This is a genomic window from Streptomyces sp. DT190 (assembly GCF_049846985.1).
Lineage (GTDB): Bacteria > Actinomycetota > Actinomycetes > Streptomycetales > Streptomycetaceae > Streptomyces.
This window is the reverse complement of sequence record NZ_JBNCNM010000020.1, coordinates 38758-61377: the sequence shown is the minus strand read 5'-3', so window position 1 is coordinate 61377 and position 22620 is coordinate 38758. Positions and strand designations below refer to the sequence as shown.

The 22620-nt window shown below is 72.6% G+C and carries 22 protein-coding genes; 8 read left to right on the top strand and 14 right to left on the bottom strand.

Annotated elements, in window-relative coordinates:
* Positions 1 to 114: 114 nt before the first annotated feature.
* The 12 genes from ACPXCS_RS29245 to ACPXCS_RS29190 all read right to left on the bottom strand — a co-directional run bounded on the left by ACPXCS_RS29245 (position 115) and on the right by ACPXCS_RS29190 (position 11557).
* Positions 115 to 1464, bottom strand: a complete 1350-nt coding sequence (locus ACPXCS_RS29245) for an ABC transporter substrate-binding protein (protein ID WP_425945669.1) — start codon at positions 1462 to 1464, stop codon at positions 115 to 117.
* A gap of 53 nt (positions 1465 to 1517) precedes the next feature.
* Positions 1518 to 1796 carry a hypothetical protein gene (locus tag ACPXCS_RS29240; protein ID WP_425945668.1) on the bottom strand — a complete coding sequence of 93 codons (279 nt, stop codon included), beginning with the start codon at positions 1794 to 1796 and terminating at the stop codon, positions 1518 to 1520.
* A gap of 33 nt (positions 1797 to 1829) precedes the next feature.
* The gene (locus ACPXCS_RS29235) at positions 1830 to 3350 is read right to left on the bottom strand and encodes a family 43 glycosylhydrolase (RefSeq protein WP_425945666.1); all 1521 of its coding nucleotides are present in this window, start codon (positions 3348 to 3350) and stop codon (positions 1830 to 1832) included.
* On the bottom strand, positions 3347 to 4192 hold the full coding sequence (locus ACPXCS_RS29230; protein WP_425945665.1) for a PmoA family protein: 846 nt from the start codon (positions 4190 to 4192) through the stop codon (positions 3347 to 3349). The genes ACPXCS_RS29235 and ACPXCS_RS29230 overlap by 4 nt, the downstream gene beginning before the upstream one ends.
* The gene (locus ACPXCS_RS29225) at positions 4189 to 5352 is read right to left on the bottom strand and encodes a Gfo/Idh/MocA family protein (RefSeq protein ID WP_425945664.1); all 1164 of its coding nucleotides are present in this window, start codon (positions 5350 to 5352) and stop codon (positions 4189 to 4191) included. The genes ACPXCS_RS29230 and ACPXCS_RS29225 overlap by 4 nt, the downstream gene beginning before the upstream one ends.
* A 20-nt stretch (positions 5353 to 5372) precedes the next feature.
* Entirely contained in the window at positions 5373 to 5543 is a 171-nt protein-coding gene (locus tag ACPXCS_RS29220) for a hypothetical protein (RefSeq protein ID WP_425945663.1), read from the bottom strand.
* A complete protein-coding gene (locus tag ACPXCS_RS29215) occupies positions 5540 to 6436 on the bottom strand; it encodes a carbohydrate ABC transporter permease (RefSeq protein ID WP_425945662.1) in 897 nt (298 codons plus the stop codon). Before ACPXCS_RS29215 ends, ACPXCS_RS29220 begins: the two co-directional genes overlap by 4 nt.
* Positions 6433 to 7368, bottom strand: coding sequence for a carbohydrate ABC transporter permease (locus tag ACPXCS_RS29210; protein ID WP_309097561.1), 936 nt, complete (start codon positions 7366 to 7368; stop codon positions 6433 to 6435). The genes ACPXCS_RS29215 and ACPXCS_RS29210 overlap by 4 nt, the downstream gene beginning before the upstream one ends.
* A gap of 146 nt (positions 7369 to 7514) precedes the next feature.
* Positions 7515 to 9245 (bottom strand): L-arabinonate dehydratase, encoded by a 1731-nt coding sequence (gene araD / locus ACPXCS_RS29205; RefSeq protein ID WP_425945661.1) that lies wholly within the window; start codon positions 9243 to 9245, stop codon positions 7515 to 7517.
* Complete coding sequence (locus tag ACPXCS_RS29200) at positions 9242 to 10153, bottom strand: dihydrodipicolinate synthase family protein (RefSeq protein ID WP_425945660.1); 912 nt, start codon at positions 10151 to 10153, stop codon at positions 9242 to 9244. Before ACPXCS_RS29200 ends, araD begins: the two co-directional genes overlap by 4 nt.
* Positions 10150 to 10809, bottom strand: coding sequence for a GntR family transcriptional regulator (locus ACPXCS_RS29195; RefSeq protein WP_425945659.1), 660 nt, complete (start codon positions 10807 to 10809; stop codon positions 10150 to 10152). Before ACPXCS_RS29195 ends, ACPXCS_RS29200 begins: the two co-directional genes overlap by 4 nt.
* Positions 10810 to 10960: 151 nt before the next feature.
* Positions 10961 to 11557, bottom strand: coding sequence for a TIGR03086 family metal-binding protein (locus ACPXCS_RS29190; protein ID WP_425945658.1), 597 nt, complete (start codon positions 11555 to 11557; stop codon positions 10961 to 10963).
* A gap of 132 nt (positions 11558 to 11689) precedes the next feature.
* Between ACPXCS_RS29190 and ACPXCS_RS29185 the strand changes: the two genes are divergently transcribed.
* Complete coding sequence (locus tag ACPXCS_RS29185; RefSeq protein WP_425945657.1) at positions 11690 to 12931, top strand: MFS transporter; 1242 nt, start codon at positions 11690 to 11692, stop codon at positions 12929 to 12931.
* Between the two features lie 888 nt (positions 12932 to 13819).
* On the opposite strand, the gene ACPXCS_RS29180 is transcribed toward ACPXCS_RS29185, so the two are convergent.
* Complete coding sequence (locus tag ACPXCS_RS29180; RefSeq protein ID WP_425945656.1) at positions 13820 to 14983, bottom strand: hypothetical protein; 1164 nt, start codon at positions 14981 to 14983, stop codon at positions 13820 to 13822.
* Positions 14980 to 15921, bottom strand: a complete 942-nt coding sequence (locus tag ACPXCS_RS29175; RefSeq protein ID WP_425945655.1) for a 5-dehydro-4-deoxyglucarate dehydratase — start codon at positions 15919 to 15921, stop codon at positions 14980 to 14982. Before ACPXCS_RS29175 ends, ACPXCS_RS29180 begins: the two co-directional genes overlap by 4 nt.
* Before the next feature lie 223 nt (positions 15922 to 16144).
* Between ACPXCS_RS29175 and ACPXCS_RS29170 the strand changes: the two genes are divergently transcribed.
* The 7 genes from ACPXCS_RS29170 to ACPXCS_RS29140 all read left to right on the top strand — a co-directional run bounded on the left by ACPXCS_RS29170 (position 16145) and on the right by ACPXCS_RS29140 (position 22564).
* Entirely contained in the window at positions 16145 to 16954 is an 810-nt protein-coding gene (locus ACPXCS_RS29170; RefSeq protein ID WP_425945654.1) for an NAD-dependent epimerase/dehydratase family protein, read from the top strand.
* A gap of 312 nt (positions 16955 to 17266) precedes the next feature.
* On the top strand, positions 17267 to 18034 hold the full coding sequence (locus tag ACPXCS_RS29165) for a DeoR/GlpR family DNA-binding transcription regulator (RefSeq protein ID WP_425945653.1): 768 nt from the start codon (positions 17267 to 17269) through the stop codon (positions 18032 to 18034).
* 82 nt (positions 18035 to 18116) lie between these two features.
* Positions 18117 to 19490: an ABC transporter substrate-binding protein gene (locus ACPXCS_RS29160; RefSeq protein ID WP_425945652.1), complete on the top strand. Its 1374-nt coding sequence runs from the start codon at positions 18117 to 18119 to the stop codon at positions 19488 to 19490.
* The gene (locus ACPXCS_RS29155) at positions 19487 to 20428 is read left to right on the top strand and encodes a carbohydrate ABC transporter permease (protein ID WP_383331930.1); all 942 of its coding nucleotides are present in this window, start codon (positions 19487 to 19489) and stop codon (positions 20426 to 20428) included. The genes ACPXCS_RS29160 and ACPXCS_RS29155 overlap by 4 nt, the downstream gene beginning before the upstream one ends.
* A complete protein-coding gene (locus ACPXCS_RS29150; protein WP_425945651.1) occupies positions 20425 to 21276 on the top strand; it encodes a carbohydrate ABC transporter permease in 852 nt (283 codons plus the stop codon). The genes ACPXCS_RS29155 and ACPXCS_RS29150 overlap by 4 nt, the downstream gene beginning before the upstream one ends.
* The gene (locus tag ACPXCS_RS29145) at positions 21273 to 22262 is read left to right on the top strand and encodes a zinc-dependent alcohol dehydrogenase family protein (RefSeq protein WP_425945650.1); all 990 of its coding nucleotides are present in this window, start codon (positions 21273 to 21275) and stop codon (positions 22260 to 22262) included. The genes ACPXCS_RS29150 and ACPXCS_RS29145 overlap by 4 nt, the downstream gene beginning before the upstream one ends.
* A gap of 80 nt (positions 22263 to 22342) precedes the next feature.
* On the top strand, positions 22343 to 22564 hold the full coding sequence (locus ACPXCS_RS29140) for a hypothetical protein (protein WP_425945649.1): 222 nt from the start codon (positions 22343 to 22345) through the stop codon (positions 22562 to 22564).
* Positions 22565 to 22620: the final 56 nt, after the last annotated feature.

The following is a 22620-nucleotide window of genomic DNA, read 5'->3' as shown; positions in this document are numbered from 1 at the left end:
TTTCGAAAGGGGTGAGGTCCACGCCCGAGGGGCGCGGGGAACTGCGCCATCGGCCAGGGGCGGCCCGCGCCGTGCAGACGCACGGGCCGCCCCGCGGCGGAACCCGGCAGCCACTCACCCGTTCTGCTGGTTCCACTCCTCCTGCGCGGTGTTCAGCTGCTCCGCCATCGTGTCCAGGAAGTCCTTCGCGCTCATCTTCCCGAGCAGCACCTTCTGGAAGTTCGGCTCGTTGTCGGCCTTGGAGATCGTGTTCCAGTCCGGCAGGTAGTACGGCAGCTGCACGATCGTCGTGGAACCGTCCGACAGCGCGCCCGCGGCCAGCTTCGTCGGCTCCGCCTTCGAGATCCACTCGTCCTGCGCCGCGTCGGTGTTCGAGGGCACCTGCCCCGCCGCCTCGTTGAACTTCGAGTTCTCCGCCTTGGAGGTGGCGAACTCGATGAACTTCCAGGCGGCCTCCTTGTTCTTGCCGCTCTTGAACAGCCCCAGCCCGTCCACCGGGTTGGACACCTGCACCCGCTTGCCACCGGGCCCGGTCGGCTGCGGGATGCCGCGGAACTTGTCGACCCCGAGCGCCTTCACGTGGTCCTGGTACGACCCGAGGTTGTGGTTCAGCATCCCGATGGTGCCGGAGTCCCACTGCGCGACCATCTTCGTGAAGTCGTTGTTGAGGTCGGCGGCCGGTGTGACCTTCTTGTACAGCGCCGCGTACTTCTCCAGCGCCTCGACGTTCTTCGGGTCGTTGAGCGTGGTCTTCTCACCGCTGGAGTCCCAGAACGAGGTGATCCCGGACTGCCCGTACATCGCGTCCAGCGCCTGGGCGATCGAGCCGGCACCACCGCGGATGGTGTAGCCGAACTCGTTCTTGCCCCTGTCGGTCAGCTTGTCCGCGGCCTCGTAGAACCGGTCCCAGGTCGTGGGCTCCTCCAGCCCGGCCTTCTCGAACAGGTCGGTGCGGTAGTACAGCACGCCGTTGTTCGCGGAGGTCGGGATCGAGTACAGCTTGTCGTCGCCGCCGCCGGCCGCCTTCAGCGACTCGACCATGTCCTTGTTCAGCTTGCCGTCCAGGGACGACTCGGCCAGCCGCTCGTCGAGCGGCTCCAGCGCGCCCTGCGCGGCGAAACCGGCGATCATCGCCGATCCCACGCCGCCGACGTCCGGCAGGCCGCCGCCCTGGAGCGCGGTGTCGACCTTCGACTGGTACTCGGTGGAGGCGATCCCGACGTACTCGACGTCGATGTCCGGGTTGGCCTTCTCGAAGTCGGCGATGATCTCCTTCCAGATCTCGGTGCGGACACCGCCGTTGTTGTCCCAGAAGACGATCTTGCCCTTGCCGCTTCCCTCGGCGCCCTTGTCGCCGCCCGCCCCGCTGCCGTCGTCGCCACAGGCGGTCGCGGTCAGCGCGAGCACGGCCCCCAGGGCGACGGCCGTGGCGGCGCGCCTGCTTCTGCGATTGCTGATCTTCATTGGTCGGCTCTCTTCTTCTTCTGGATCCAGCGGAACTCGGAAGGTGTGGGGGGTCAGTGGTGGGCGTGGGGTGCCCGGTCGTCCGTGCCCTTCGGGCAGGCGGCGGTGACGACCTTGCCGCCCGCCCCGCCGGAGGTGCCGCCGGCGAGGGAGGCGAAGCCGTGCGGCCGGTCGCTCCAGCGGTCCGCCACGGGCGCGGTCCGCCGCGCCTCGGCCGCCCGGGCGTCCCCGATCGCCCCGAGGCCCAGCGCGGCGACGAGACCGAACACGGCGGCCACGACCGTGCCGGGCCGCCCCGGTCCGGACCAGCGCTTGCTACGGAAGTGCGTCATTGCGGCTCCCAACAGGCTGACGGACGTGGTGACTTACGAGGGCGTGACGCTGAACCGTGTGAAGGTCGCGGCACCGGCGTGCCCGGGTCCGGCGGGCGCGAGGGCGACGAGGCCGAGCAGGGCGCCGACCCAGCGCCACGGGGTGGCGGCGAAGACGGGACCTGAGGGCCGGAAGCCGTCGCCGGTGTCGGCCGAGAAGCGGCAGCGGGCGCCCGCGCCGATCTCGACGCGCAGCCGGGCCCGTCCGCCGGGGGCGAGCCGCGGGTGGGCGGCGTCCCGCTCGGCCTCCGCGACGCCCTCGGCGAACCGGTGCACCAGGTGCACGGTGCCGTCCGTGCCCCGTTGCAGGCCGATCCAGGAGAACGCGTCGCCGAGCACCGCGAGTCCGGCCCGCGCCCCGGGCTCCTCGCTGTCGAGACGCAGCTCCACCTCGGCCGCGCAGGGCTTGCCGGGCAGCCGCTGGGTGAGCACATGAGGCAGTTTCCGCAGGTCGTGGGCGTCGGCCGAGCGGACGCAGGTCAGCCGCAGCCCGTCGCCGGAGTGCTGGGTGGCCCAGCCCTCGCCCGGGTTGGCCGTCCACTGCCACTGGCGCCCGAACCGTCCGCCGGGGAAGTCGTCGCCGGTGGCCGGGGCGGCGGGCGGCTGGGGCGGCAGGGCGGGGCGGCGGTGCACGGCGACGGGGGCGCCGTCGTCCCCGAGCACCGGCCAGCCGTCCTGCCCCCAGGACATCGGCTGCAGGTGCACGACCCGGCCGTAGGGGCCGCGCTGCTGGAAGTGCAGGAACCAGTCCTCGCCGGACGGGGTGCGCACCCAGCCGCCCTGGTGGGGCCCGTTGACGTCGGTGTCCTTCTGCTCCAGGACGATCCGCTCCTCGTACGGCCCGAAGAAGCCGCGCGAGCGGAAGGCGCCCTGCCAGCCGGTCTCCACTCCCCCGGCGGGGGCGAGGATCCAGAACCAGCCGTCGTGCCGGTAGAGCTTGGGGCCTTCGAGGGTGAACCAGCCGGGTATGCGGTCGCCGTCGACGATCACCTTGCCCTCGTCGAGGAGTCCGGTGCCGTCCGGGCGCATCCGGTGGCCGGTGAGGCGGTTCTTGACCCCGGAGCGGGACTTGGCCCAGGCGTGCACCAGATAGGCCTCGCCGGTCTCCTCGTCCCACAGCGGGCAGGCGTCGATCAGGCCCTGGCCCGCCTTCAGCAGGTGGGGACGGCTCCAGGGGCCCCTGATCGAAGGGGCGTTGATCTGGAAGACGCCCTGGTCGGGGTCGCCCCAGAAGATCCAGAAGCGTTCGTCGTGATGGCGCAGGGACGGGGCCCACACTCCGCAGTCGTGCCGGGGCGTGGCGAACGCCGCCGCCGGTTCCAGCCGTTCCAGGGCGTGCCCGACCAGGGTCCAGTTGACCAGGTCGCGGGAGTGCAGCAGAGGCAGCCCGGGGACGCGGCCGAAGCTGGAGGCGGTCAGGTAGAAGTCGTCGCCGACGCGGACGACGTCCGGGTCGGACCAGTCGGCGTCGAGGACGGGGTTGGTGTAGGTCTCTTCGGCCGTCCCGGCGGTCACGGGCTCACCGCCTTGCGGACGAGGGACGCCGCGGTGTCCCGGCCGAGGCGGCCGTCGGCGACGACGGTCACGATCCGGCGGACGACGGTCTCGCCCGGCGGGACCGGCAGCCGTTCGCCGTACGCCAGCGAGGAGCCGACACCGGGGTACTCCCCGGTCCGCACGAACCACCGGTCGCGCCGGGTCCGTTCGGTGGCCCCGGCGAAGACCAGCGTCCAGCCGGCCCCGGCCAGCGCGAGCCAGTCGGCGCGCTCGCCGTGCACCGCCGCCTCGCCCTCGCCGTCGGCGGTGAAGACCTCCGGCGCGGCGGCCTCCTTGCGGGCCCGCCAGAAGAAGCCGCCGTAGGCCGCGCCCGGGCGGCCGTTGGTCGCCGGGCTGCCGATGGACAGCGGGGCCTTGGTGACGTTGGTGAGCGAGAAGGTGAGGTCCAGCGCCCAGGCCCGGTCGGTGAGTGCGGTGGCCGCGACCGTGCGGCGCTCGCGCAGCAGCTCGCCGCCCGCGGCGACCCAGCGCAGCTCCTCCACGAAGCCGTCGGGGTCGCGCAGCTGGAAGGCGACGTGCCGTTGGGAGCCGTGGTTGTCCAGCTCGGTCGGGCCCTGGTCGCGGACGTAGGTGCGCCCGCCCCAGAAGTTGAACCCCTCGACGTCGGGAACGGCGACACCGACGCCGAGGTGGTGTGCGTGGTCGGCGGGGCTCAGCTCGGTGACCGCCGTGCCGGCCAGGGTGGTGACGGGATGCAGATAGGGGCGCGGGGAGAGCCGGGCGGGCAGCTCGGGCCGGGTGACGTACCGGCCGACCGGCCGGCCCGCGACACGCAGGACGGCGGTGTCGTTGCTGGTCATCGGGTGCTCACCTCTTTCGACAGGTGCTCCGCCGCCGCAGCCCAGGGGGCGCCCAGCTCGGAGTAGAGGGAGAGGGTGTCGGCGGCGGCCGCGACGAGGCCGTCGATGCCGGGCACCACCCGGCGGTTCTCGGCGGGGACGCGGTGCCAGGCGGTGTCGGGCAGCGGTACCGGGTCGGGAGCGGTGCGGACGGCCTCCACGACCCGCATGAAGGCGCCGGTCTCGTCCGGTGGGACCAGCAGGGCCGCGCCGGTGGTGAGGTGCTCGACGAGGTTCTCCAGCAGGTCGGTGCGGCCGTGCTCGAACTCCTGCGGGCCGTGCCCCGCGCGCTGCAGCAGCACGCGGTCCTGCTTGTACCAGAAGGTGATGCGGCCGCTGCTGCCGTGCACCAGGACGTACGGTTCGTCCGCCCGCTCGGCGCACAGGGTCGCCGCGACGGTGACCGGGTGGCCCTGGGCGGTGGTGATCCGGACGCAGGAGGTGTCGTCGGACTCGATGGCGTTGGCGCGCAGCAGCTCGGTCTCGATGGCGAGGACGTCCTCGGCGCGGGTGCTGCCGCCGAGGGCGAGGGCCGTGGCGACGGCGTGCGCGAGGGGGTTGGTCAGCGCCCCGTCGATGACGTCGGCGCCGTTCAGCCGCCGCTTGCCCGACCAGGGCGCCCGGCGGAAGTAGTCCTCGTCCCGCACCCAGGCACCGGCCCCGCCGAGCCCGACCAGCGTGCCGATCGCGCCCTCGGCGATCAGCGCGCGGACGGCGGGCAGGGCGTGCGAGCCCAGCGACTGGAAGCCGATCTGGCAGACGACCCCGGCGGCGGCGACCCCGTCGGCCATCCGGCGGAACTCCGCGTAGGAGGGGGCCGGGGGCTTCTCCAGCAGCAGGTGCACACCGCGCTCGGCCGCCGTGAGCGCCAGGTCGGTGTGGGTGGGGATCGGCGTGCAGATCACCGCGGCCCGGGCGCCGGTGGCGTCCAGCAGGGCGCCGAAGTCGGCGGACTGCTCGGGGGCGCCCAGGCCGCCGAGTTCGTCCGCGGTCAGCGGGGTCAGCTCGCAGACGCCGGCCAGCCGGACGAGGCCCTGCCGCTGCAGGCGGCGGATGTTCTCCAGGTGCCAGCGGCCGTGACCGCGGGCGCCGGCGAGGACGAGGGGCACAGGTGTCGTCATGGCGTCGATCATGCGGCCGGTCACGGGATCCTCCCCGCTCCCGCACCGCGGGCCACCGCCCGGTCGGCCGCGGCCGCGCCGTCCACCGGCCCGTACAGGGTGTCGCGGCCGGTGTCCCGGCCCTCCGCGTGCGCGGGGAGGCGCAGCGCCCCCGGCGGGCCGGCCGCGACGGCCGGTCGTCCCGTTCTCATCCCTTCACCGCCCCCGCGCTGAAGCCGGTGATCAGCCACTTCTGGATGAAGGCGAAGACGATCACGACCGGCACGGCCGCGATGATGCCGCCCGCGGCGAGCGCGCCCAGATCGACGCTGTCGGCGCTCATCAGCGAGTTCAGGCCGACCGGGATCGTCTGCTTGTCCTGGGCGTTGAGGAACATCAGGGCGAACAGGAAGTGGTTCCAGGAGTGTACGAAGGCGAAGGAGCCGACGGCGATCAGGCCGGGCCGCAGCAGGGGCAGCACCACGATCCGGAAGGCCGTCATGCGGCCGCAGCCGTCCACCCAGGCCGCCTCCTCCAGGGAGTACGGCACGTTCTTGATGAAGTTGCTGATCAGGATCATCGACAGCGGCAGCTGGAAGACCGTCTCGGCGAGGATGACGCTGCCGAGCGAGTTGATCATCTGCAGTTCGGCGAAGATCTCGAACAGCGGCACCAGCAGCAGCGCCCCGGGCACGAACTGGGAGCACAGCAGCGCGAGCATGAACGCCCGCTTGATCTTGAAGTCGAACCGGGCGAGGGCGTAGCCGCCGGCCAGGGCGACGAGGGTCGTCATGACCAGGGTGGCGATGCCGACGAGGACGCTGTTGGCGAAGTAGGTGCCGAAGCTGCGGTCCGTCCAGACCTTCTCGAAGTGGTCGAAGGTGATCGGCCAGGGCACGAGCGAGGTCGAGCCGGCCGGGCGCAGCGAGAACAGCAGGATCCAGTAGAAGGGGATGAGGGTGAAGAGCAGGTAGATGCCCAGGGGCAGGTAGATCTGCCAGCGGGGTGCCTCGTCCCAGGCGCGCTTCCTCTGCGCGGGCCGGGGCGGTTCGGGGGTGGCGCGCACGGGGGCGGGCGCCGTCTTGGTCGCTTCCTTGACGCTCACTTGCTCTCGCCTCCGAACTTGCTCAGCCGCAGGTAGACCATCGAGCAGAAGAGCAGGATCACGAACGCCACCGTGGTCAGGGCCGACGCGTAGCCGAAGTTGTGGGCGTCGACGGATGTGTTGGCGATGTACAGCGGCAGGGTGGTGGTCTCGCCCGCGGGTCCGCCGCCGGTCAGGGTGTAGAGCAGGTCGACGTTGTTGAACTCCCACACCGCGCGCAGCAGCGTGGACAGGATGATGGCGTCCTTCAGGTGCGGCAGCGTGATGTGCCAGAACTGCTTGATGCGGCTGGCGCCGTCGACCTCGGCGGCCTCGTACAGGTCCTTGGAGACGGACTGGAGGTCGGCGAGGATGAGGATCGCGAAGAAGGGCACGCCCCGCCACAGGTCGGCCACGACCGCCGCCGGGAAGACGGTGGAGGTGTCGGAGAGCCAGCTGGTGCCGTAGGAGCCGATGCCGATGTCCGCGAGGTAACGGGTGATGCCCGTCTGGGAGTTGTAGAGCAGCACCCAGATCGCGGAGGTGAGCACGCCGGAGACGGCCCACGGGGAGAAGACCAGGGCGCGTCCCAGGCCCCGGCCCACGAAGGTCTGGTTGACGATGAGGGCCAGCGCGAGACCGAACAGCAGCTGGAGTCCGACCTCGACGAAGACCCACTTGGCGCTGAAGACCAGGGTGTCCCAGAAGACGGGGTCCTCGGTGAAGGCGTGGACGAAGTTGTCGAGGCCCGCGAACCCGTTCCGCCACGGCTTGGTGGGGTTGTAGTTCTGCAGGCTGTAGTAGAAGACGCTGATGACCGGGTAGGCGATGAAGCCCAGCATGAGCAGGGCGGCCGGGGCGATCAGCAGGTACGGGAGTCTGCGCGGGGTGGCGGAGGCACGGCGCCGCCGGGGTGGCGCGGGCGGTTTCGCCACGGCTGCGGCTTGGGCCATGACAGGGTCTCCGATCTCGGTACGGCTTGCGTGCGTGGTGCAGAAAGCGCTTTCTCGCGGTGCGTGCGTGCGTGTTGAGGTTGCGTGGCGACTGCGGGCTCGCTGTGGCTCGTCGCGCAGTTCCCCGCGCCCCTGGGTGGGGCCGGTCAGCTTGCGTAGGGATCCGGAGTCTTGCCCGGCCTTGCCAGGAACTCGAAGTCGCAGCCTGTGTCCGCCTGCGTGATCTGGTCGTTGTACAGCGCGCCGTAGCCTCGCTCGTAGCGGGTGGGAGGGGGCGTCCAGGCCTTGCGGCGGCTCTCCAACTCCTCATCGCTCACGTTGAGTTGCAAGGTCCTGGCCTCGACGTCCAGGGTGATCGAGTCACCGCTGCGCACCAGGGCGAGCGGTCCGCCGACGTACGACTCGGGGGCGACGTGCAGCACGCACGCGCCGTAACTGGTGCCGCTCATCCGGGCGTCGGAGATGCGCACCATGTCGCGCACGCCCTGCTTGAGCAGGTGGTCGGGCAGCGGCAGCATGCCGTACTCGGGCATCCCCGGGCCGCCCTTGGGGCCCGCGCCCCGCAGCACCAGCACGTGGTCGGGGGTGATGCCGAGCGCCGGGTCGTTGATGGTGCGCTGCATGGTCCGGTAGTCGTCGAAGACGACGGCGGGACCGGTGTGCTTGAGCAGGTGCGGCTCGGCGGCGATGTGCTTGATGACGGCGCCGTCGGGGCAGAGGTTGCCGCGCAGCACGGCCACCCCGCCCTCGGCGGCGACCGGGTTCTCGCGGGTGCGGATCACGTCGTCGTCGTGGACGACGGCGCCCGCGATCTGCTCTCCCAGGGTGCCGTTGACGGTGGGCCGGTCCAGGTGGAGCAGGTCGGTGATCCGCGAGAGGAAGGCGGGCAGACCGCCGGCGAAGTGGAAGTCCTCCATGAGGTACGTCCGTCCGCCGGGCCGGACGTTGGCGAGCACCGGTACGGTGCGGGCGGTGCGGTCGAAGTCGTCGAGGGTGAGGTCGACCCCGCAGCGGCCCGCCATCGCGATCAGGTGGATGACGGCGTTGGTGGAGCCGCCGAGCCCGAGCACCGTGGTGACGGCGTCCTCGAAGGCCGCGCGGGTGAGGATCCGGGACGGCTTGAGCGCGGTCCAGGCGAGCTCCACGGCGCGGCGCCCGGAGGCGGCGGCCATCCGCTCGTGCCCGGAGTCCACGGCCGGGATCGAGGAGGCGCCCGGCAGCGTCATGCCGAGGGCCTCGGCCGCCGCGGTCATGGTCGACGCGGTCCCCATGGTCATGCAGTGCCCGGGGGACCGGGCCAGCCCGCCCTGCAGCTCCCGCAGTTCGCAGTCGGTCAGGTTGCCCGCGCGGTGCTCGTCCCAGTACTTCCACATGTCGGTGCCCGAGCCGAGGGTCTCACCGCGCCAGTGGCCCGGCAGCATCGGCCCGGCGGGCACGAAGAGGGCCGGTACGTCGGCCGAGGCCGCGCCCATGAGCAGCGCGGGCGTCGACTTGTCGCAGCCGCCGAGCAGCACCGCCGCGTCGACCGGGTACGACCGCAGCAGCTCCTCCGTCTCCATCGCGAGCAGGTTGCGGTAGAGCATCGGGGTGGGTTTCTGGTACGTCTCGGAGAGCGTGGCGACCGGGAACTCCAGCGGGAAGCCGCCGGCCTGCCACACCCCCCGCTTGACCGCCTCGGCCCGCTCGCGCAGATGGACGTGGCAGGGGTTGATGTCGGACCAGGTGTTCAGGACGGCGATCACCGGGCGGCCCCGGTACTCCTCCGCCTCGTAACCGAGCTGGCGCATCCGGGCGTTGTGCGACCAGGTGCGCAACTGGCCCTCGACGCCGTACCACTGGTGGCTCCTGAGCTCCTCGGGGCGCAGCCGGCCGGTCATATCGACCACCCCGCGGCGATCGCGGCGACCTCGGCGCGCTCGCCCTCCGGCAGCGGCTTGCTCGGCGGACGGACCTCGCGGCGGCACAGGCCGAGCGAGGCGAGGGCCTCCTTGACGACGGTGACGTTGTTCGCGGAGCCGTTGGCCGCGCGCAGTTCCTCGAAGCGGCGGATCTGCTCCCAGACCTTCATGGCGGCCGGGTAGTCGCCCGAGCGCAGCGCCTCGATCATGTTCAGGGAGACGGCCGGGGCGACGTTCACCAGACCGGAGGTGAAGCCGGTGGCGCCCGCGGAGAAGTAGGAGGGCGCGTACGGCTCGGCGAGTCCGGCGACCCACACGAACCGCTCCAGGCCCGCGTCCCGGGCGAAGGCGGCGAACCTGGCGGCGTCCGGCACGGCGTACTTCACGCCGATGACGTTCGGGCAGGCGTCGGCGAGTTCGGCGAGACGGGCTCCGGTGAGCTGCGCGTTGCGGATGTAGGGCACGACGCCCAGCTCGGGCACGGCCTCGGCGACGGCCCGGTGGTAGTCGACCCAGCCGGCCTGGGAGACGTACGGGTGGACGGGCTGGTGGACCATCACCATCTGCGCGCCGAGCTCCCGGGCGTGCCGGGCGGAGGCGACGGCGGTGGGGATGTCGTGCCCGACTCCGACCAGGACGGCGCCCCGCTCCCCGGCCTCCTCGATCGTCAGCTCCGTGACGAGCCGGCGCTCCTCGGGGGTGAGGGCGTAGAACTCGCCGGTGTTGCCGTTCGGGGTGAGGGTCGTGATGCCGCCGTCGAGGAGGCGGCGCAGCAGGGTCCGGTAGGTGTCCCGTGCGACGGAGCCGTCCTCGGCGAACGGGGTCACCGGGATCGCCACCACGTCGGCCAGGGCCGCCCGTTGGGTCTCGAACGCCACACTGCTCATTCCTGGCCTTCCTGTTCCAGTGCCGCCTCGGGGAAGGCACGCTGCACGAAGGACGCGATGTGGGAGTGGAGGGCGCGGGCCGCGCCGTCGGCGTCGCCGTCGAGGGCGAGCCGCAGGATCTCGCGGTGCTCGCCGGCCTCCCGCTCCCAGGAGGGCGAGGCGGCCCAGGCGACGGCGGAGACCAAGGCGGCCTGGTCGCGCACCTCGTCGAGCATCCGGCCGAGCAGCGGGTTGCCGCACGGCAGGTACAGGGCGCGGTGGAACTCCCGGTTGGCCAGGGAGCGTTCGGCCGTGTCGATGGCGTCGTCGGCCCGGGTCAGCGCGGAGCGGGCGGCGTCCAGGGAGGCGCCGCGCTGCACCGCACGCCGCAGCGCCTCGGGCTCCAGCAGCAGCCGGACGTCGTAGACCTCGCGCGCCATGTCCGCGTCCACCATGCGTACCGTGACGCCCTTGTACTGGCTCATCACGACCAGCCCGGTCCCCGCGAGGGTCTTGAGCGCCTCCCGCACGGGGGTCTTGGACACCCCGAACTGCGCGGCGAGCTCGGTCTCGACCAGGGCCTGCCCCGGCGTCAGCTGCCCGGTCAGGATGCGGTGTTTGATCCCCTCCAGCACGTACTGCGTGCGGGAGGGGATCGGCGTGGGCACAGAGGTCATGCGCGCCTCTCGGATCTCGCGGTCCCGGTGGATCGCGTATCGGATCTCTCGTATCGCGTCTCATATATGACGTACGAAGTACGACGCGATGACGGTAGGAGGGCGCGTTTGTTTCGTCAATGCTTCTGACGCAAGAAACGGCAATCGCTTTCTACGACCTGGGGCTCCACCCCGGATCCCGCCCGCTCAGCCCCACCGTCCGGTCCAGCAGCGGTGCCTCGGGCCCGACGGGGACGACGGGTCCGAAGATCTCGCCCCGGCCCGGGTCGTCCACGCTCGCGGCGAGGAAGTCGTGGCAGACCCGGAGCGCCGCCGGGTCGGGGGCGTAGGGCCGGCCGGTCGCGCGGGCCAGGTCCCAGCCGTGGACGACCAGTTCGTCGGTGGCGACGAGCCCCGCGACCTCGCCCGGCAGGTCCACGCCGCCGGCCCGTGTCATGCCGGTCCAGGCGGCCGGGTCGCGCCAGGCCTCGGCCAGCTCCGCGAGGACCTCGGGCAGTTCCTCGCGCCAGCCGGGGGCGAGGTCCGGGAGCGCGGCGTCCGGGCTGGTGTCGGTCGTGACGCCCAGGTCCTTGCGGCCGGCGTCGCGGAAGGCGACGGCCAGCCCGGCGAGGTGCCCCAGCAGGTGGCGCACCGCGTACCGCGGGCAGGGCGTGGGGTCCTCCAGTTGCTCGTCGGTGACGCCCTCGGCGAGACGCGCCAGGGCCGCCGTCTGCGGTCCGAGGTCGAGGGTCGGGCTGGTGTCGGTCATCCGCGGTTCCTCCGGGTTCCGTGTCCTGGGAGGTAGACCGAGGGCGCCCGCGGAACTCATCGCCGGCGGGCCGGTTTCCTTGGGCATCTGACCGATCCCGGCCACCGGGCCTCAGCACCACGATGACCCAGCATGATGACCATGACGACCTGGCCCGTGGCGCGTGTCCTGCGCGACCGCGACGCCGGGCTCTACCTCTCCGGCGTGGTGGTGTCGGGATTCGGCACCTCCGCGCTGTGGCTGGCGTCCGGGGTGTGGGTCAAGGACCTCACCGGCTCGGACGGCCTGGCCGCGCTGTGCGTGCTCGCCCTGTGGCTGCCGGCCCTGGCCGGACCGCTGCTGGGCACCCTGGCCGACCGGGGCCGCCGCAAACCGCTGCTGATCGGCCTCGATGTGCTCCTGGGCGGTCTGCTGCTCACCCTCGTCGGCGTCGACTCGCCGGGCGAGCTGTGGCTGCTGTACGCGGTGCTGCTCGTGTACGGCGCGGCGGGCGTGGTCCACGACGCGGCCGAGTCGGCGCTCGTCGCCACCGCCGTCGAACCGGCCCTGCTGGGCGACTTCAACGGCCTGCGCATGACGGCCACGGAGAGCATGAAGCTGCTGGCCCCGCTGGTGGGCGCGGGCCTGTACGCGGCGTACGGCGGTGCGGGTGTCGTCCTGCTGGACGCGGCCACGTTCGCGCTGGCCGCGGGCCTGTGCGCGCTGCTGCGGGTCCGGGAGGAGAAGCCCGCGCCACCCCGCGGCGGCACCCGGCGGCGCACCGCCGAGGGAGCCCGCCACCTGTGGGCGCACCCCGTGCTGCGCCCCCTGGTCCTGGCGGGTGGCGCCACCATGCTGGGCGCCGGCCTGAACGGCGCGATGATCTACGCCGTCGTCGACGACCTCGGCCGCTCCCCCGCGTACGCCGGTGTGCTGTACGCCGTACAGGGCGCCGGGTCGGTCGCGGTCGGGCTGCTGTCCGGCCCCGCCCTGCGCCGGCTGGGGGCGCGGCGCTTCGCGGCGTACGGCATCGCCCTGCTGGCGCTCGGGGTGGCCCTGCGCGCGGTGCCGTCCGCCCCGGTGGCGCTGGTGTGCAGCGCGGCGGTCGGGGCGGGGCTGCCCGCCGTGCTGATCGCCGCGCTGACGTCCGTGCAGCGCGAGACGCCGGGCCCGCTGCTGGGCCGGGTCACCGCCACGGCCCACACGCTGGTGCACGCGCCGAACGTGGCCGGGCTGGCCGCCGGCGCGGCCCTGGTCGAGCTGGTGCACCACCGGCCGGTGCTGGTGCTTCTGGGCGTGGCCCTGCTGCTGACGGCCCTGCCGCTGTTCCGCCCCGGCCCGAGGCGGCCCCACGCCGATGACACCCCCGCCGACGGCGCCCCGGCCGGTGCCTGAGCCGACACGCGGAGGGGTGCCGGCCACGCAGACCGCCCTGCCGGCGGCGGTCACACCGCCCCGGACCGGGGCGGACACCCCGAGGAACAACCGCCCGCCACGGAGCCCGGCGCCGCCACTGTTCCCTTCCCGGCCCGGGCCTGAACCGTCCCGCGCAGGGCGCGGCACCCACGCCCCGGGGACCGCCCTGCCGACGGAGGTGAGACCGCAACGCCTCCGGCCGGGCGGCTGCAAGGCGGGACGGCCACCCGTCCCAGGACCGAAGCCGTCCCGCGCAGGGTGCGGCGCCCACGCCCCGGGGACCGCCCCCGGGCATCACCCTGCAGACGTCGGCCACACCGCAGCGCCCCCGGCCGGGCGGCTGCAAGGCGGGACGGCCACCCGTCCCAGAACCCGGCGTCACCGCCGTTCCCTCCCAGGACCGAAGCCGTCCCGCGCAGGGTGCGGCACCCACGCCCCGGGGACCGCCCCGGGCATCACCCTGCAGACGTCGGCCACACCGCAGCGCCCCCGGCCCGGGCGGATGTCCCGCCCGAGGGACAACCGCCCGCCGCAGAACCCGGCGCTACCCCCGTTCCCTCCCCATGCCGAAGCCACCCCGCCGATGGCACCCACCGGCCGCCTCCCGGCCCGGGCCTGAGCCATCTCGGGCAGGGAGCGGCCGCCCACGCTTCGGGAACCGCCCCCGACACCGCCCTGCCGACGGCGGTGAGACCGCAACGCCTCCGGCGGGCAGATGCCCCCGGGACAACCGCCCGCCGCCCGGCCCGGGCCTGAACGGTCCGCGCAGGGTGCGGCGCCCACGCCCCCGGGAAGCGCCCTGCCGACGGCGGTGCGGCCGCAGCGCTCCAGAGCCCGGGCAGGTGCCCCACGGGACAACCGCCCGGCTCAGAGCCCGGCGAGGGCCGTGCGGATCGTGGACAGGTCGGTGTCGGATGCCAGTCCGGCGTGGTAGAGCCGCAGTTCGGTGGCGCCGAGGCGGCGGGCCTCGGCCGCGTCCTCGGCGAGGGTGCCGGGGCTGCCGCCCATGCCGGAGACGACCGTGAAGTTGGCGGCGACGACCGCGTCCGCCCGGCCCTGGCGCGCGAACGGCGTGAGCGTGCCGGTGCCGCCCGCGCAGGGCACGACCACGCCGTCGGCGACGGACAGGATGTGCGCGGGGTCGACCCCGGCGTTGGCGCCGACGTGGTAGGAGACCGGGTCCGCGTGCAGCAGCACCTGGAAGCCCTCGGGCGCGGCGGCCCGGACCGCCGCGACGGTCTGCTCCTGGAGCGTGCGGGCGGTTTCGTCGCGGTACGCGCGCGTGGCCCGCGCGAGGCCCTCGCCGAGGAGCTTCTCCACGCCGGTCCAGCCCCCGTCGGACGGCGCCCCGCGCCAGACCGGCTCCAGCGCGGCGCGCACGGCGGCCGCCAGCTGACCGGCGTCCAGGCCGTGGCGGCCGTAGCCCTCCCGGCAGGACGGGCAGAAGCAGAGCGCCATCAGGTACTGCCCGGCGTCCCCGAGGCCGACGCCGCCGGTCTTGTCGTGGGCGTGCAGGTGCTGCAGCCCGTACCAGCCGAGGGACTCCAGCTCGGTGCCGCGCGCCCCGGGCCGGACGGCCGCTTCGGCCGCCAGGTCGGTCAGGTACGCGCGCGTGGCGGGCTGCGCGATACAGGGCGCCCAGGGGTAGCGGTCGCCGTAGGCGTTGACGACCGAGGTGTCCGGGTGCTCGGCGCCCATACGGGAGTTGTGGGCGAGGACGACCCAGGTGTGCACCTCCAGGCCCGCGCCGGCGAGCGCGGCGGCGGCCTCACCGAACGCGTCCCCGGGCGCCCAGTCGCCGGCCGCGTACGGGCGCAGTTCCCGGCCGTGCCAGCGGCCGTCCGCCGGGTACAGCACGGCGGCGTGCTCGGCGGTGACGACGCGGTGGCGCGGGTGGCGGGGCGTGAGCGCGCGGGTGGAATGGTAGGCGGCGGCGAGCGTGACCTGCGGCACGCCGAGTGCCGCGATCCGCGCGGGCGCCTCCGGGTCGCCGTTGACGTCCCAGGGGTAGACGAATGCCGACGCCTTCACGTGGTCTCCTCCAGCAACGCGTAGCCGTGCTCGATCAGTTCGGCGAGCCGCTTCACATGATCCTCGGCCGGTTCGTGCAGCGGGGGCCGCACCTCGCCGACGTCGAGTCCGCGCAGCCGCACACCGGCCTTGACGAGGGCGACGGCGTAGCCGCGGCCCCGGGCGCGCAGCTCGACGAACGGGCGGTAGAAGCCGTCCAGGAGCCTGGCCACCACATCGTCGTCGCCGGTGTTCAGCGCCCGGTGGAAGGCGAGGGCGATCTCGGGCGCGAAGCAGAACACGGCGGAGGAGTAGAGCGTGACGCCCAGGGCGCGGTAGGCGAGCTGGGTCTGTTCGGCGGTCGGCAGACCGTTGAAGTAGAGGAAGTCGCCGGGGGCCTCGGTGCGCACGGCGCTGACGATCCGCTGCATCAGGTCGAGGTCGCCGAGGCCGTCCTTCAGGCCGATGACGCCCTCCGTGCGGGCCAGTTCGACCACGGTCCCCGGCGTGAAGACGGCGTTGTCCCGCTGGTAGACGATGACCGGCAGGGCGGTCGCCGCGGCCACCTCCCGGTAGTGCCGCAGCAGCCCCTCCTGCGCGGCGACGACGAGGTACGGCGGCATCGCCAGGAGACCGTCCGCTCCGGCCCTCTCCGCGAGGCGGGCGTAGCGCACGGCGAGCGCGGTGCCGTACCCGGCGCCCGCGACGACCGGCACACGCCCCTCGGCCGCCTCGACGGCGGCCCGTACGCACGCCTCGAACTCCTCGGGGGTGAGCGCGTGGAACTCGCCGGTGCCGCAGCAGGCGAACACGGCGGCGGCTCCGGCCTCGACGCCGCCGCGCACGTGGGCGCGGTAGGCGTCGAGGTCCACGGAACCGTCGGGGGCGTAGGCGGTGACCGGGAAGAACAGCGGCCCGCTGGGGATGGTGAGTCGAGCGGCGAGAGGGGCTGACGTCACAAGCTCTCCCGGTTCCATATTCATGATTGGCGTCTATATCTCTGAACCACTTCACGCTAAGGCGCCGCCGCGGCGCGGGTCAAGCGCACGCAGCCGCGTCACACCAGCGGATTCCCCGCTTCCGCCGCCCCCTTGACGGGCTCCGCGATGGCTTCATAGCGTGTCCACGCATATGAATGCCGTGCGCGCATGTGCACGATCGGCGATTCAAGGAGAACCGAGGATGCCCGCTCCCCGCACCGTCCTGCTCACCGGCGCCGCCGGTGGCCTCGGCACCCTGATGCGGGACCTGCTCCCGGACTACGGCTACGACCTGCGCCTGCTCGACCTGCGCCCGGTCGAGGGCGCCCCCGACGCGATCACCGCCGACCTGGCCGACCGGGACGCCGTGCGCGAGGCGGTCCGGGGCGTCGACGCGATCATCCACCTCGCCGGCATCTCCCTGGAAGCCCCCTTCGAGAAGATCCTCAAGGCGAACATCGAGGGCACCTACCACCTCTACGAGGCCGCCCGCGAGGAGGGCGTGGGCCGGATCGTCTTCGCCTCCTCCAACCACGCCGTCGGCTACACCCCCCGCCCCCAGGGCGGCGACCCGCTCATCCCCGTGGACACCCCGCGCCGCCCGGACACCTTCTACGGCCTGTCCAAGTGCTTCGGCGAGGACCTGGCGCAGCTCTACTGGGACAAGCACGGCCTGGAGACGGTGTCGGTGCGGATCGGGTCCTGCTTCCCGGAGCCGACCAGCGTGCGCATGCTCTCGGTGTGGATGAGCCCCGCCGACGGCGCCCGCCTCTTCCACGCGGCCCTGACCGCCGAGCAGGTCGGCCACACCGTCGTCCACGGCTCCTCCGCCAACACCCGCCTGTGGTGGGACCTCACTTCCGCCCGGGCGCTGGGCTACGAACCGCAGGACGACTCCGAGCCCTGGGCCGCGAAGCTCATCGCCGAGCAGGGCGAGCTGGAGCCGGGGAACGAGGCGCACGCCTACCTCGGCGGCCACTTCGTGACCGACCCGCCGATCTGGCCGTACTGACCGGAAAAAGTCGGCGCACAGGGGCGGGCGGGCAGAGAACGGGCCTGCCCGCTCGGGCATTCGGGCACGGCCCGTACCCGGCCCGGCCCCACTCGCCGCTCTGCGGGAACTCGCGTGACCTGCGACGACACCTCCGCGAGCCACCCCGGCCCGCCCCCGTCGGCGCACACCTGACCAAGACCGAACGGGCACACCCGGGCACGATCCCGCCCGCAACAGACCTGGCCATCGGTGATACACCCGCTGTAGAACTTCCCCCATGACCCACCGAGGGTCCGAACGGGCAGTGCGGCAGGAAGGCGGGTGACGGCCGTGAACAGGACCGCGGAAGAGCGACAGCGCGAGATCGTGCTGGCCGCACGGCGTGACGGCTCGGTCGACGTCACCGTCCTCGCCGCCGAACTGGGCGTGGCCAAGGAGACGGTGCGGCGGGACCTGCGCGTCCTGGAGGACCACGGCCTGCTCCGCCGCACCCACGGCGGCGCCTACCCCGTGGAGAGCGCCGGGTTCGAGACGACCCTCGCCTTCCGCGCCACCAGCCACGTCCCCGAGAAGCGCCGGATCGCGGCCGCCGCGGCCGACCTGCTCGGGGACGCCGAGACGGTCTTCGTCGACGAGGGCTACACCCCGCAGCTCATCGCCGAGGCTCTCCCCCGGGACCGGCCGCTGACCGTGGTCACCGCCTCCCTGCCGGTCGCGGGCGCCCTCGCCGAGTCCGACAGCGTCTCCGTGCTGCTGCTCGGCGGGCGGGTCCGCTCCGGCACCCTCGCGACCGTCGACCACTGGACGACGAAGATGCTGGCCGGCTTCGTCGTCGACCTGGCGTACATCGGCGCCAACGGCATCTCCCGCGAGCACGGCCTCACCACCCCCGACCCGGCCGTCAGCGAGGTCAAGGCCCAGGCGATCCGGGCCGCCCGGCGCACCGTGTTCGCCGGGGTGCACACCAAGTTCGGAGCGGTCAGCTTCTGCCGGTTCGCCGAGGTCGGCACCCTGGAGACGATCGTGACGAGCACCCTGCTGCCGACGGCCGAGGCCCACCGGTACTCCCTGCTCGGACCGCAGGTCATCCGCGTCTGAGCCACTGCCCCTCCGTCCCCCTACCGGGTGCAGTCACACCCCGTGCTGCCCCTTATCTCCCCATTCATTCCAGGAGCGATCCATGCGAACCCAGAGCCGACGACGGCCTCCGCGAGCCACGCTCGCCTTGGCCGCCGCAGGGACGCTGCTCGCCCCGCTGCTCTCCGGCTGCTGGGTCGGGGCGGGCGGGGCCGGATCCGGCGGCGACGCCATCAACGTCCTGATGGTGAACAACCCGCAGATGGTCGAGCTGCAGAAGCTGACCCGCGCCCACTTCACCAAGGAGACGGGCATCAAGGTCAACTTCACCGTCCTGCCGGAGAACGACGTCCGCGACAAGATCAGCCAGGACTTCGCCAACCAGGCCGGCCAGTACGACGTCGCCACGCTGTCCAACTACGAGATACCGATCTACGCCCGCAACGGCTGGCTGCACGAGATGAACGGCTACGTGGCGAAGGACCCGGGCTACGACGAGCAGGACGTGCTCAAGCCCATGCGCCAGTCCCTCACCGGGGAGGACGGCAAGCTCTACGGCCAGCCGTTCTACGGCGAGTCGTCGTTCCTGATGTACCGCAAGGACGTGTTCGACAAGCAGGGCCTGACGATGCCCGCGCGCCCCACCTGGCAGCAGGTGGCCGACCTCGCGGCGAAGACGGACGGCGCCGAGCCCGGCATGAAGGGCATCTGCCTGCGCGGACTGCCCGGCTGGGGCGAGGTGATGGCCCCCCTGACCACCGTCGTGAACACCTTCGGCGGCACCTGGTTCGACAAGGACTGGAAGGCGCGGCTCGATTCCCCCGAGTTCGAGAAGGCGACGAAGTTCTATGTCGACCTGGTGCGCGAGCACGGCGAGTCCGGCGCCGCCCAGTCCGGCTTCGCCGAGTGCCTGAACAACATGACCCAGGGCAAGGTCGCCATGTGGTACGACGCCACCTCGGCGGCCGGATCCCTGGAGGCGGACGGCTCCCCCGTCAAGGGCAAGGTCGGCTACGCGCCCGCCCCGGTCGAGCGGACGGAGTCCTCCGGCTGGCTCTACACCTGGGCCTGGGGCATCCAGCAGGCCTCCCGCAACCCCTCCGACGCCTGGAAGTTCGTCTCCTGGGCGTCGAGCAAGGAGTACGAGCAACTGGTCGGCGACCAGATCGGCTGGTCCAACGTCCCGGCCGGCAAGCGGGCGTCCACCTACGCCAACCCCGCCTACCGCGCCGAGGCCGCCGCCTTCCAGGAGATGACCAGGAAGGCCATCGAGCAGGCCCGGCCCGACGACCCCGGCGTGCAGCCGCGGCCCGCGCCCGGCATCCAGTTCGTCGGCATCCCCGAGTTCACCGACCTCGGTACCAAGGTCTCCCAGGAGATCAGCGCGGCCATCGCCGGACGCCAGTCCGTCGAGTCGGCCCTGAAGAAGTCGCAGGCGCTCGCCGAGAAGATCTCCGAGGAGTACGAGGGACGATGACCGCCACGACCACGGCCCCCGTGGCCGCTCCCGAGACACGTACCCCGGTCCGCCGGCCCTCCGCCCGCCTGCGTGCCTGGGCCACCCGCGCCCCGCTGCTCCCCGCCCTGATCTTCATGATCGCCGTGACCCAGCTGCCCTTCGTGGCCACGCTGGTGATCTCCTTCTTCGACTGGAACAGCCTCTACCCCGACGCCCGGCACTTCGCGGGCCTCGACAACTACCAGGAGGTCCTCACCGACCCGGACCTGCGCCACTCGGTGTGGACGACCGTGCTGCTGACGGTCGCCGTGGTGCTGGCCAGCCTGGTGCTGGGGCTCGTCCTGGCGCTGCTGCTGGACCGGCGGTTCCGCGGCCGGGGCATCGTGCGGACGCTGCTGATCGCGCCCTTCCTGGTGGTGCCTGTCGCCGCGGCCCTGCTCTGGAAGCATGTGCTCTACAACCCTGAATACGGCCTGTTCAACGGGTTGTTGCACTATGTGGGCGGCCCACAGCCCGACTGGATCTCGAACACCCCGCTGCTGGCCGTCGAGGCTTCGCTCATCTGGCAGTGGACCCCGTTCATGATGCTGATCCTGCTCGCCGGGCTGCAGAGCCGCGACCACGAGCAGATCGAGGCGGCCCGGGTCGACGGCGCGAGCGACTGGCAGATCTTCGTGCACCTGACGCTCCCGCACCTGCGCCGCTACCTCGAACTGGGCGCCCTGCTGGGCTCGATCTACATCGTCCAGAACTTCGACGCGGTCTTCACGATCACGTCCGGCGGCCTCGGCACCGCCAACCTCCCCTACACCGTGTACCAGAGCTTCTACCAGGCCCACGAGAACGGCCTCGCCTCGGCCGCGGGCGTCCTGGTCGTCATCGGCTCCATCGTCATCGCGACCTTCGCCCTGCGCGTGGTGTCGTCCCTGTTCCGCGAGGAGGTGTCCCGCGCATGAGCACGACCGCCCTGCGTGCCCGCCGTGTCCGTGGCAAGGGAGCGGGCCTGGGCCTGCTGGCCTGGCTGCTCGGCATCGCGTTCTTCCTGCCCATCGCGTGGATGGCGCTGACGTCCTTCCACTCCGAGACGGACGCGGCGACCAACCCGCCGTCCTTCGCGGCCGCCCTGACCCTGGACGGCTACCGCGAGTTCTTCGGCGCGGGCGGCGGCGCGAGCCCCTGGCCGGCGCTGATCAACTCCATGGTGGCGTCCGTCGCGTCGACCCTGCTGGTGCTGCTGCTGGCCTTCCCTGCGGCCTACGCGCTGTCCATCAACCGCGTCCGCAAGTGGACGGACGTCCTGTTCTTCTTCCTCTCCACGAAGATGCTGCCGGCCGTGGCGGGCCTGCTGCCGATCTACCTGTTCGCCAAGAACGCCGGGATGCTCGACAACATCTGGCTGCTGGTCATCCTCTACACCTCCATGAACCTGCCGATCGCGGTGTGGATGATGCAGTCCTTCCTCGCCGAGATCCCGGTCGCGGTGATCGAGGCGGCCCGGGTGGACGGGGCCCGGCTGCCGACGGTGCTCGGGCGGGTGGTGGCCCCGATCGCCCTCCCGGGCATCGCGGCGACGGCCCTGATCTGCTTCATCTTCAGCTGGAACGAACTGCTCTTCGCCCGGGTGCTGACGGGTGTGGTCGCCGAGACCGCCCCCGTCTTCCTGACCGGCTTCATCACCAGCCAGGGCCTGTTCCTGGCGAAGGTGTGCGCCGCGTCGCTCGTCATCTCCCTGCCGGTGCTCGCCGCGGGGTTCGCCGCCCAGGACAAGCTGGTCCAGGGCCTGTCGTTGGGAGCCGTGAAATGAAGGCCGCCGTCATCGAGTCCGTGGGCAAGGCCGTCGTCGCCGAGGTCCCGGACCCGACGCCAGGGCCGCGCGAGGTCGTCGTCGAGGTCGCGGCCTGCGGGCTGTGCGGCACGGACCTGCACATTCTCCAGGGCGAGTTCGCCCCGAAGCTGCCGATCGTGCCCGGGCACGAGTTCGCCGGCGAGGTCGTCGGCGTCGGCACCCAGGTCACCGAGGTGGCGGTCGGCGACCGGGTCGCGGTCGACCCGTCGCTGTACTGCCACGAGTGCCGCTACTGCCGTACGGGCCACAACAACCTCTGCGAGCGCTGGGCGGCGATCGGCGTGACGACGGCCGGCGGCGCGGCGAAGTACGCCCTCGCCCCGGTGGCGAACTGCGTGAAGCTGCCCGAGCACGTCCGCACGCAGGACGCGGCCCTCGTGGAGCCGCTGTCCTGCGCGGTGCGCGGCTACGACGTCCTGCAGTCCCGCCTCGGCGCGCACGTGCTGATCTACGGCTCCGGCACGATGGGCCTGATGATGCTGGAGCTGGCCAAGCGCACGGGCGCGGCGAGCGTGGACGTCGTCGACGTGAACCCCACCCGCCTGGAGACGGCCCGCCGACTCGGCGTCTCGGGAGCGGCGGCGAACCCGGACGAGCTGGACCGCCCGCAGGGCTGGGACCTGGTCGTCGACGCCACCGGCAACGCGGCGGCGATCCAGGACGGCCTGGACCGGGTGTCGAAGGCCGGCACGTTCCTGCAGTTCGGCGTCGCCGACTACGCGACCCGCGTGACGATCGACCCGTACCGCATCTACAACCAGGAGATCACCATCACCGGCTCGATGGCGGTGCTGCACAGCTTCGAGCGGGCGGCGGAACTCTTCGCGAACGGCGTCCTCGACCCGGATGTCTTCATCAGCGACCGCATCCCGCTGGAGCGCTACCCCGAGGCGCTGGAGCAGTTCGCGGCCGGGGTCGGCCGCAAGATCGTGGTCGTGCCGTAGGGCTGCGGACCGCCGCGGGCGGGGACGGGAGCGCGCGAAATCCGCTGGGCTCCCGCCCCCGCCCGCCCTACGCTCACGGCATGCCACGACCCCACGGATTCACCTACGAGCGGCACGCCGGCGGAACCGTCCGCATCAGCCACCACGGCCGCCCCGCCACCACCCTGAACGGGCCGCGCGCCGCGCGGTTCCTCGCCGAGGTCGAGGGCTCCGACCCGCAGCTCGTCATGGCCCGCTGGACCGGCAACTACAAGCGCGGCAACGAACGCGCCGCCCGCGCCCACCCGCGCAACCGCCGCTGACCCGATTGGCCGCAGGGTAAGGGAACGGCAAAACCGCCTCGCTCGTTCACGGGGCA

Bases quoted from the DNA above. Each gene is read 5' to 3' on its own strand.
- ACPXCS_RS29245 (WP_425945669.1), bottom strand. From the start codon at position 1,464: ATGAAGATCAGCAATCGCAGAAGCAGGCGCGCCGCCACGGCCGTCGCC.
- ACPXCS_RS29155 (WP_383331930.1), top strand. From the start codon at position 19,487: ATGACCGCCACGACCACGGCCCCCGTGGCCGCTCCCGAGACACGTACC.
- ACPXCS_RS29150 (WP_425945651.1), top strand. From the start codon at position 20,425: ATGAGCACGACCGCCCTGCGTGCCCGCCGTGTCCGTGGCAAGGGAGCG.
- ACPXCS_RS29210 (WP_309097561.1), bottom strand. From the start codon at position 7,368: ATGGCCCAAGCCGCAGCCGTGGCGAAACCGCCCGCGCCACCCCGGCGG.
- ACPXCS_RS29225 (WP_425945664.1), bottom strand. From the start codon at position 5,352: ATGACGACACCTGTGCCCCTCGTCCTCGCCGGCGCCCGCGGTCACGGC.
- ACPXCS_RS29240 (WP_425945668.1), bottom strand. From the start codon at position 1,796: ATGACGCACTTCCGTAGCAAGCGCTGGTCCGGACCGGGGCGGCCCGGC.
- ACPXCS_RS29185 (WP_425945657.1), top strand. From the start codon at position 11,690: ATGATGACCATGACGACCTGGCCCGTGGCGCGTGTCCTGCGCGACCGC.
- ACPXCS_RS29195 (WP_425945659.1), bottom strand. From the start codon at position 10,809: ATGACCTCTGTGCCCACGCCGATCCCCTCCCGCACGCAGTACGTGCTG.
- ACPXCS_RS29220 (WP_425945663.1), bottom strand. From the start codon at position 5,543: ATGAGAACGGGACGACCGGCCGTCGCGGCCGGCCCGCCGGGGGCGCTG.
- ACPXCS_RS29160 (WP_425945652.1), top strand. From the start codon at position 18,117: ATGCGAACCCAGAGCCGACGACGGCCTCCGCGAGCCACGCTCGCCTTG.
- ACPXCS_RS29200 (WP_425945660.1), bottom strand. From the start codon at position 10,153: ATGAGCAGTGTGGCGTTCGAGACCCAACGGGCGGCCCTGGCCGACGTG.
- ACPXCS_RS29140 (WP_425945649.1), top strand. From the start codon at position 22,343: ATGCCACGACCCCACGGATTCACCTACGAGCGGCACGCCGGCGGAACC.
- ACPXCS_RS29170 (WP_425945654.1), top strand. From the start codon at position 16,145: ATGCCCGCTCCCCGCACCGTCCTGCTCACCGGCGCCGCCGGTGGCCTC.
- ACPXCS_RS29190 (WP_425945658.1), bottom strand. From the start codon at position 11,557: ATGACCGACACCAGCCCGACCCTCGACCTCGGACCGCAGACGGCGGCC.
- araD (WP_425945661.1), bottom strand. From the start codon at position 9,245: ATGACCGGCCGGCTGCGCCCCGAGGAGCTCAGGAGCCACCAGTGGTAC.
- ACPXCS_RS29145 (WP_425945650.1), top strand. From the start codon at position 21,273: ATGAAGGCCGCCGTCATCGAGTCCGTGGGCAAGGCCGTCGTCGCCGAG.
- ACPXCS_RS29230 (WP_425945665.1), bottom strand. From the start codon at position 4,192: ATGACCAGCAACGACACCGCCGTCCTGCGTGTCGCGGGCCGGCCGGTC.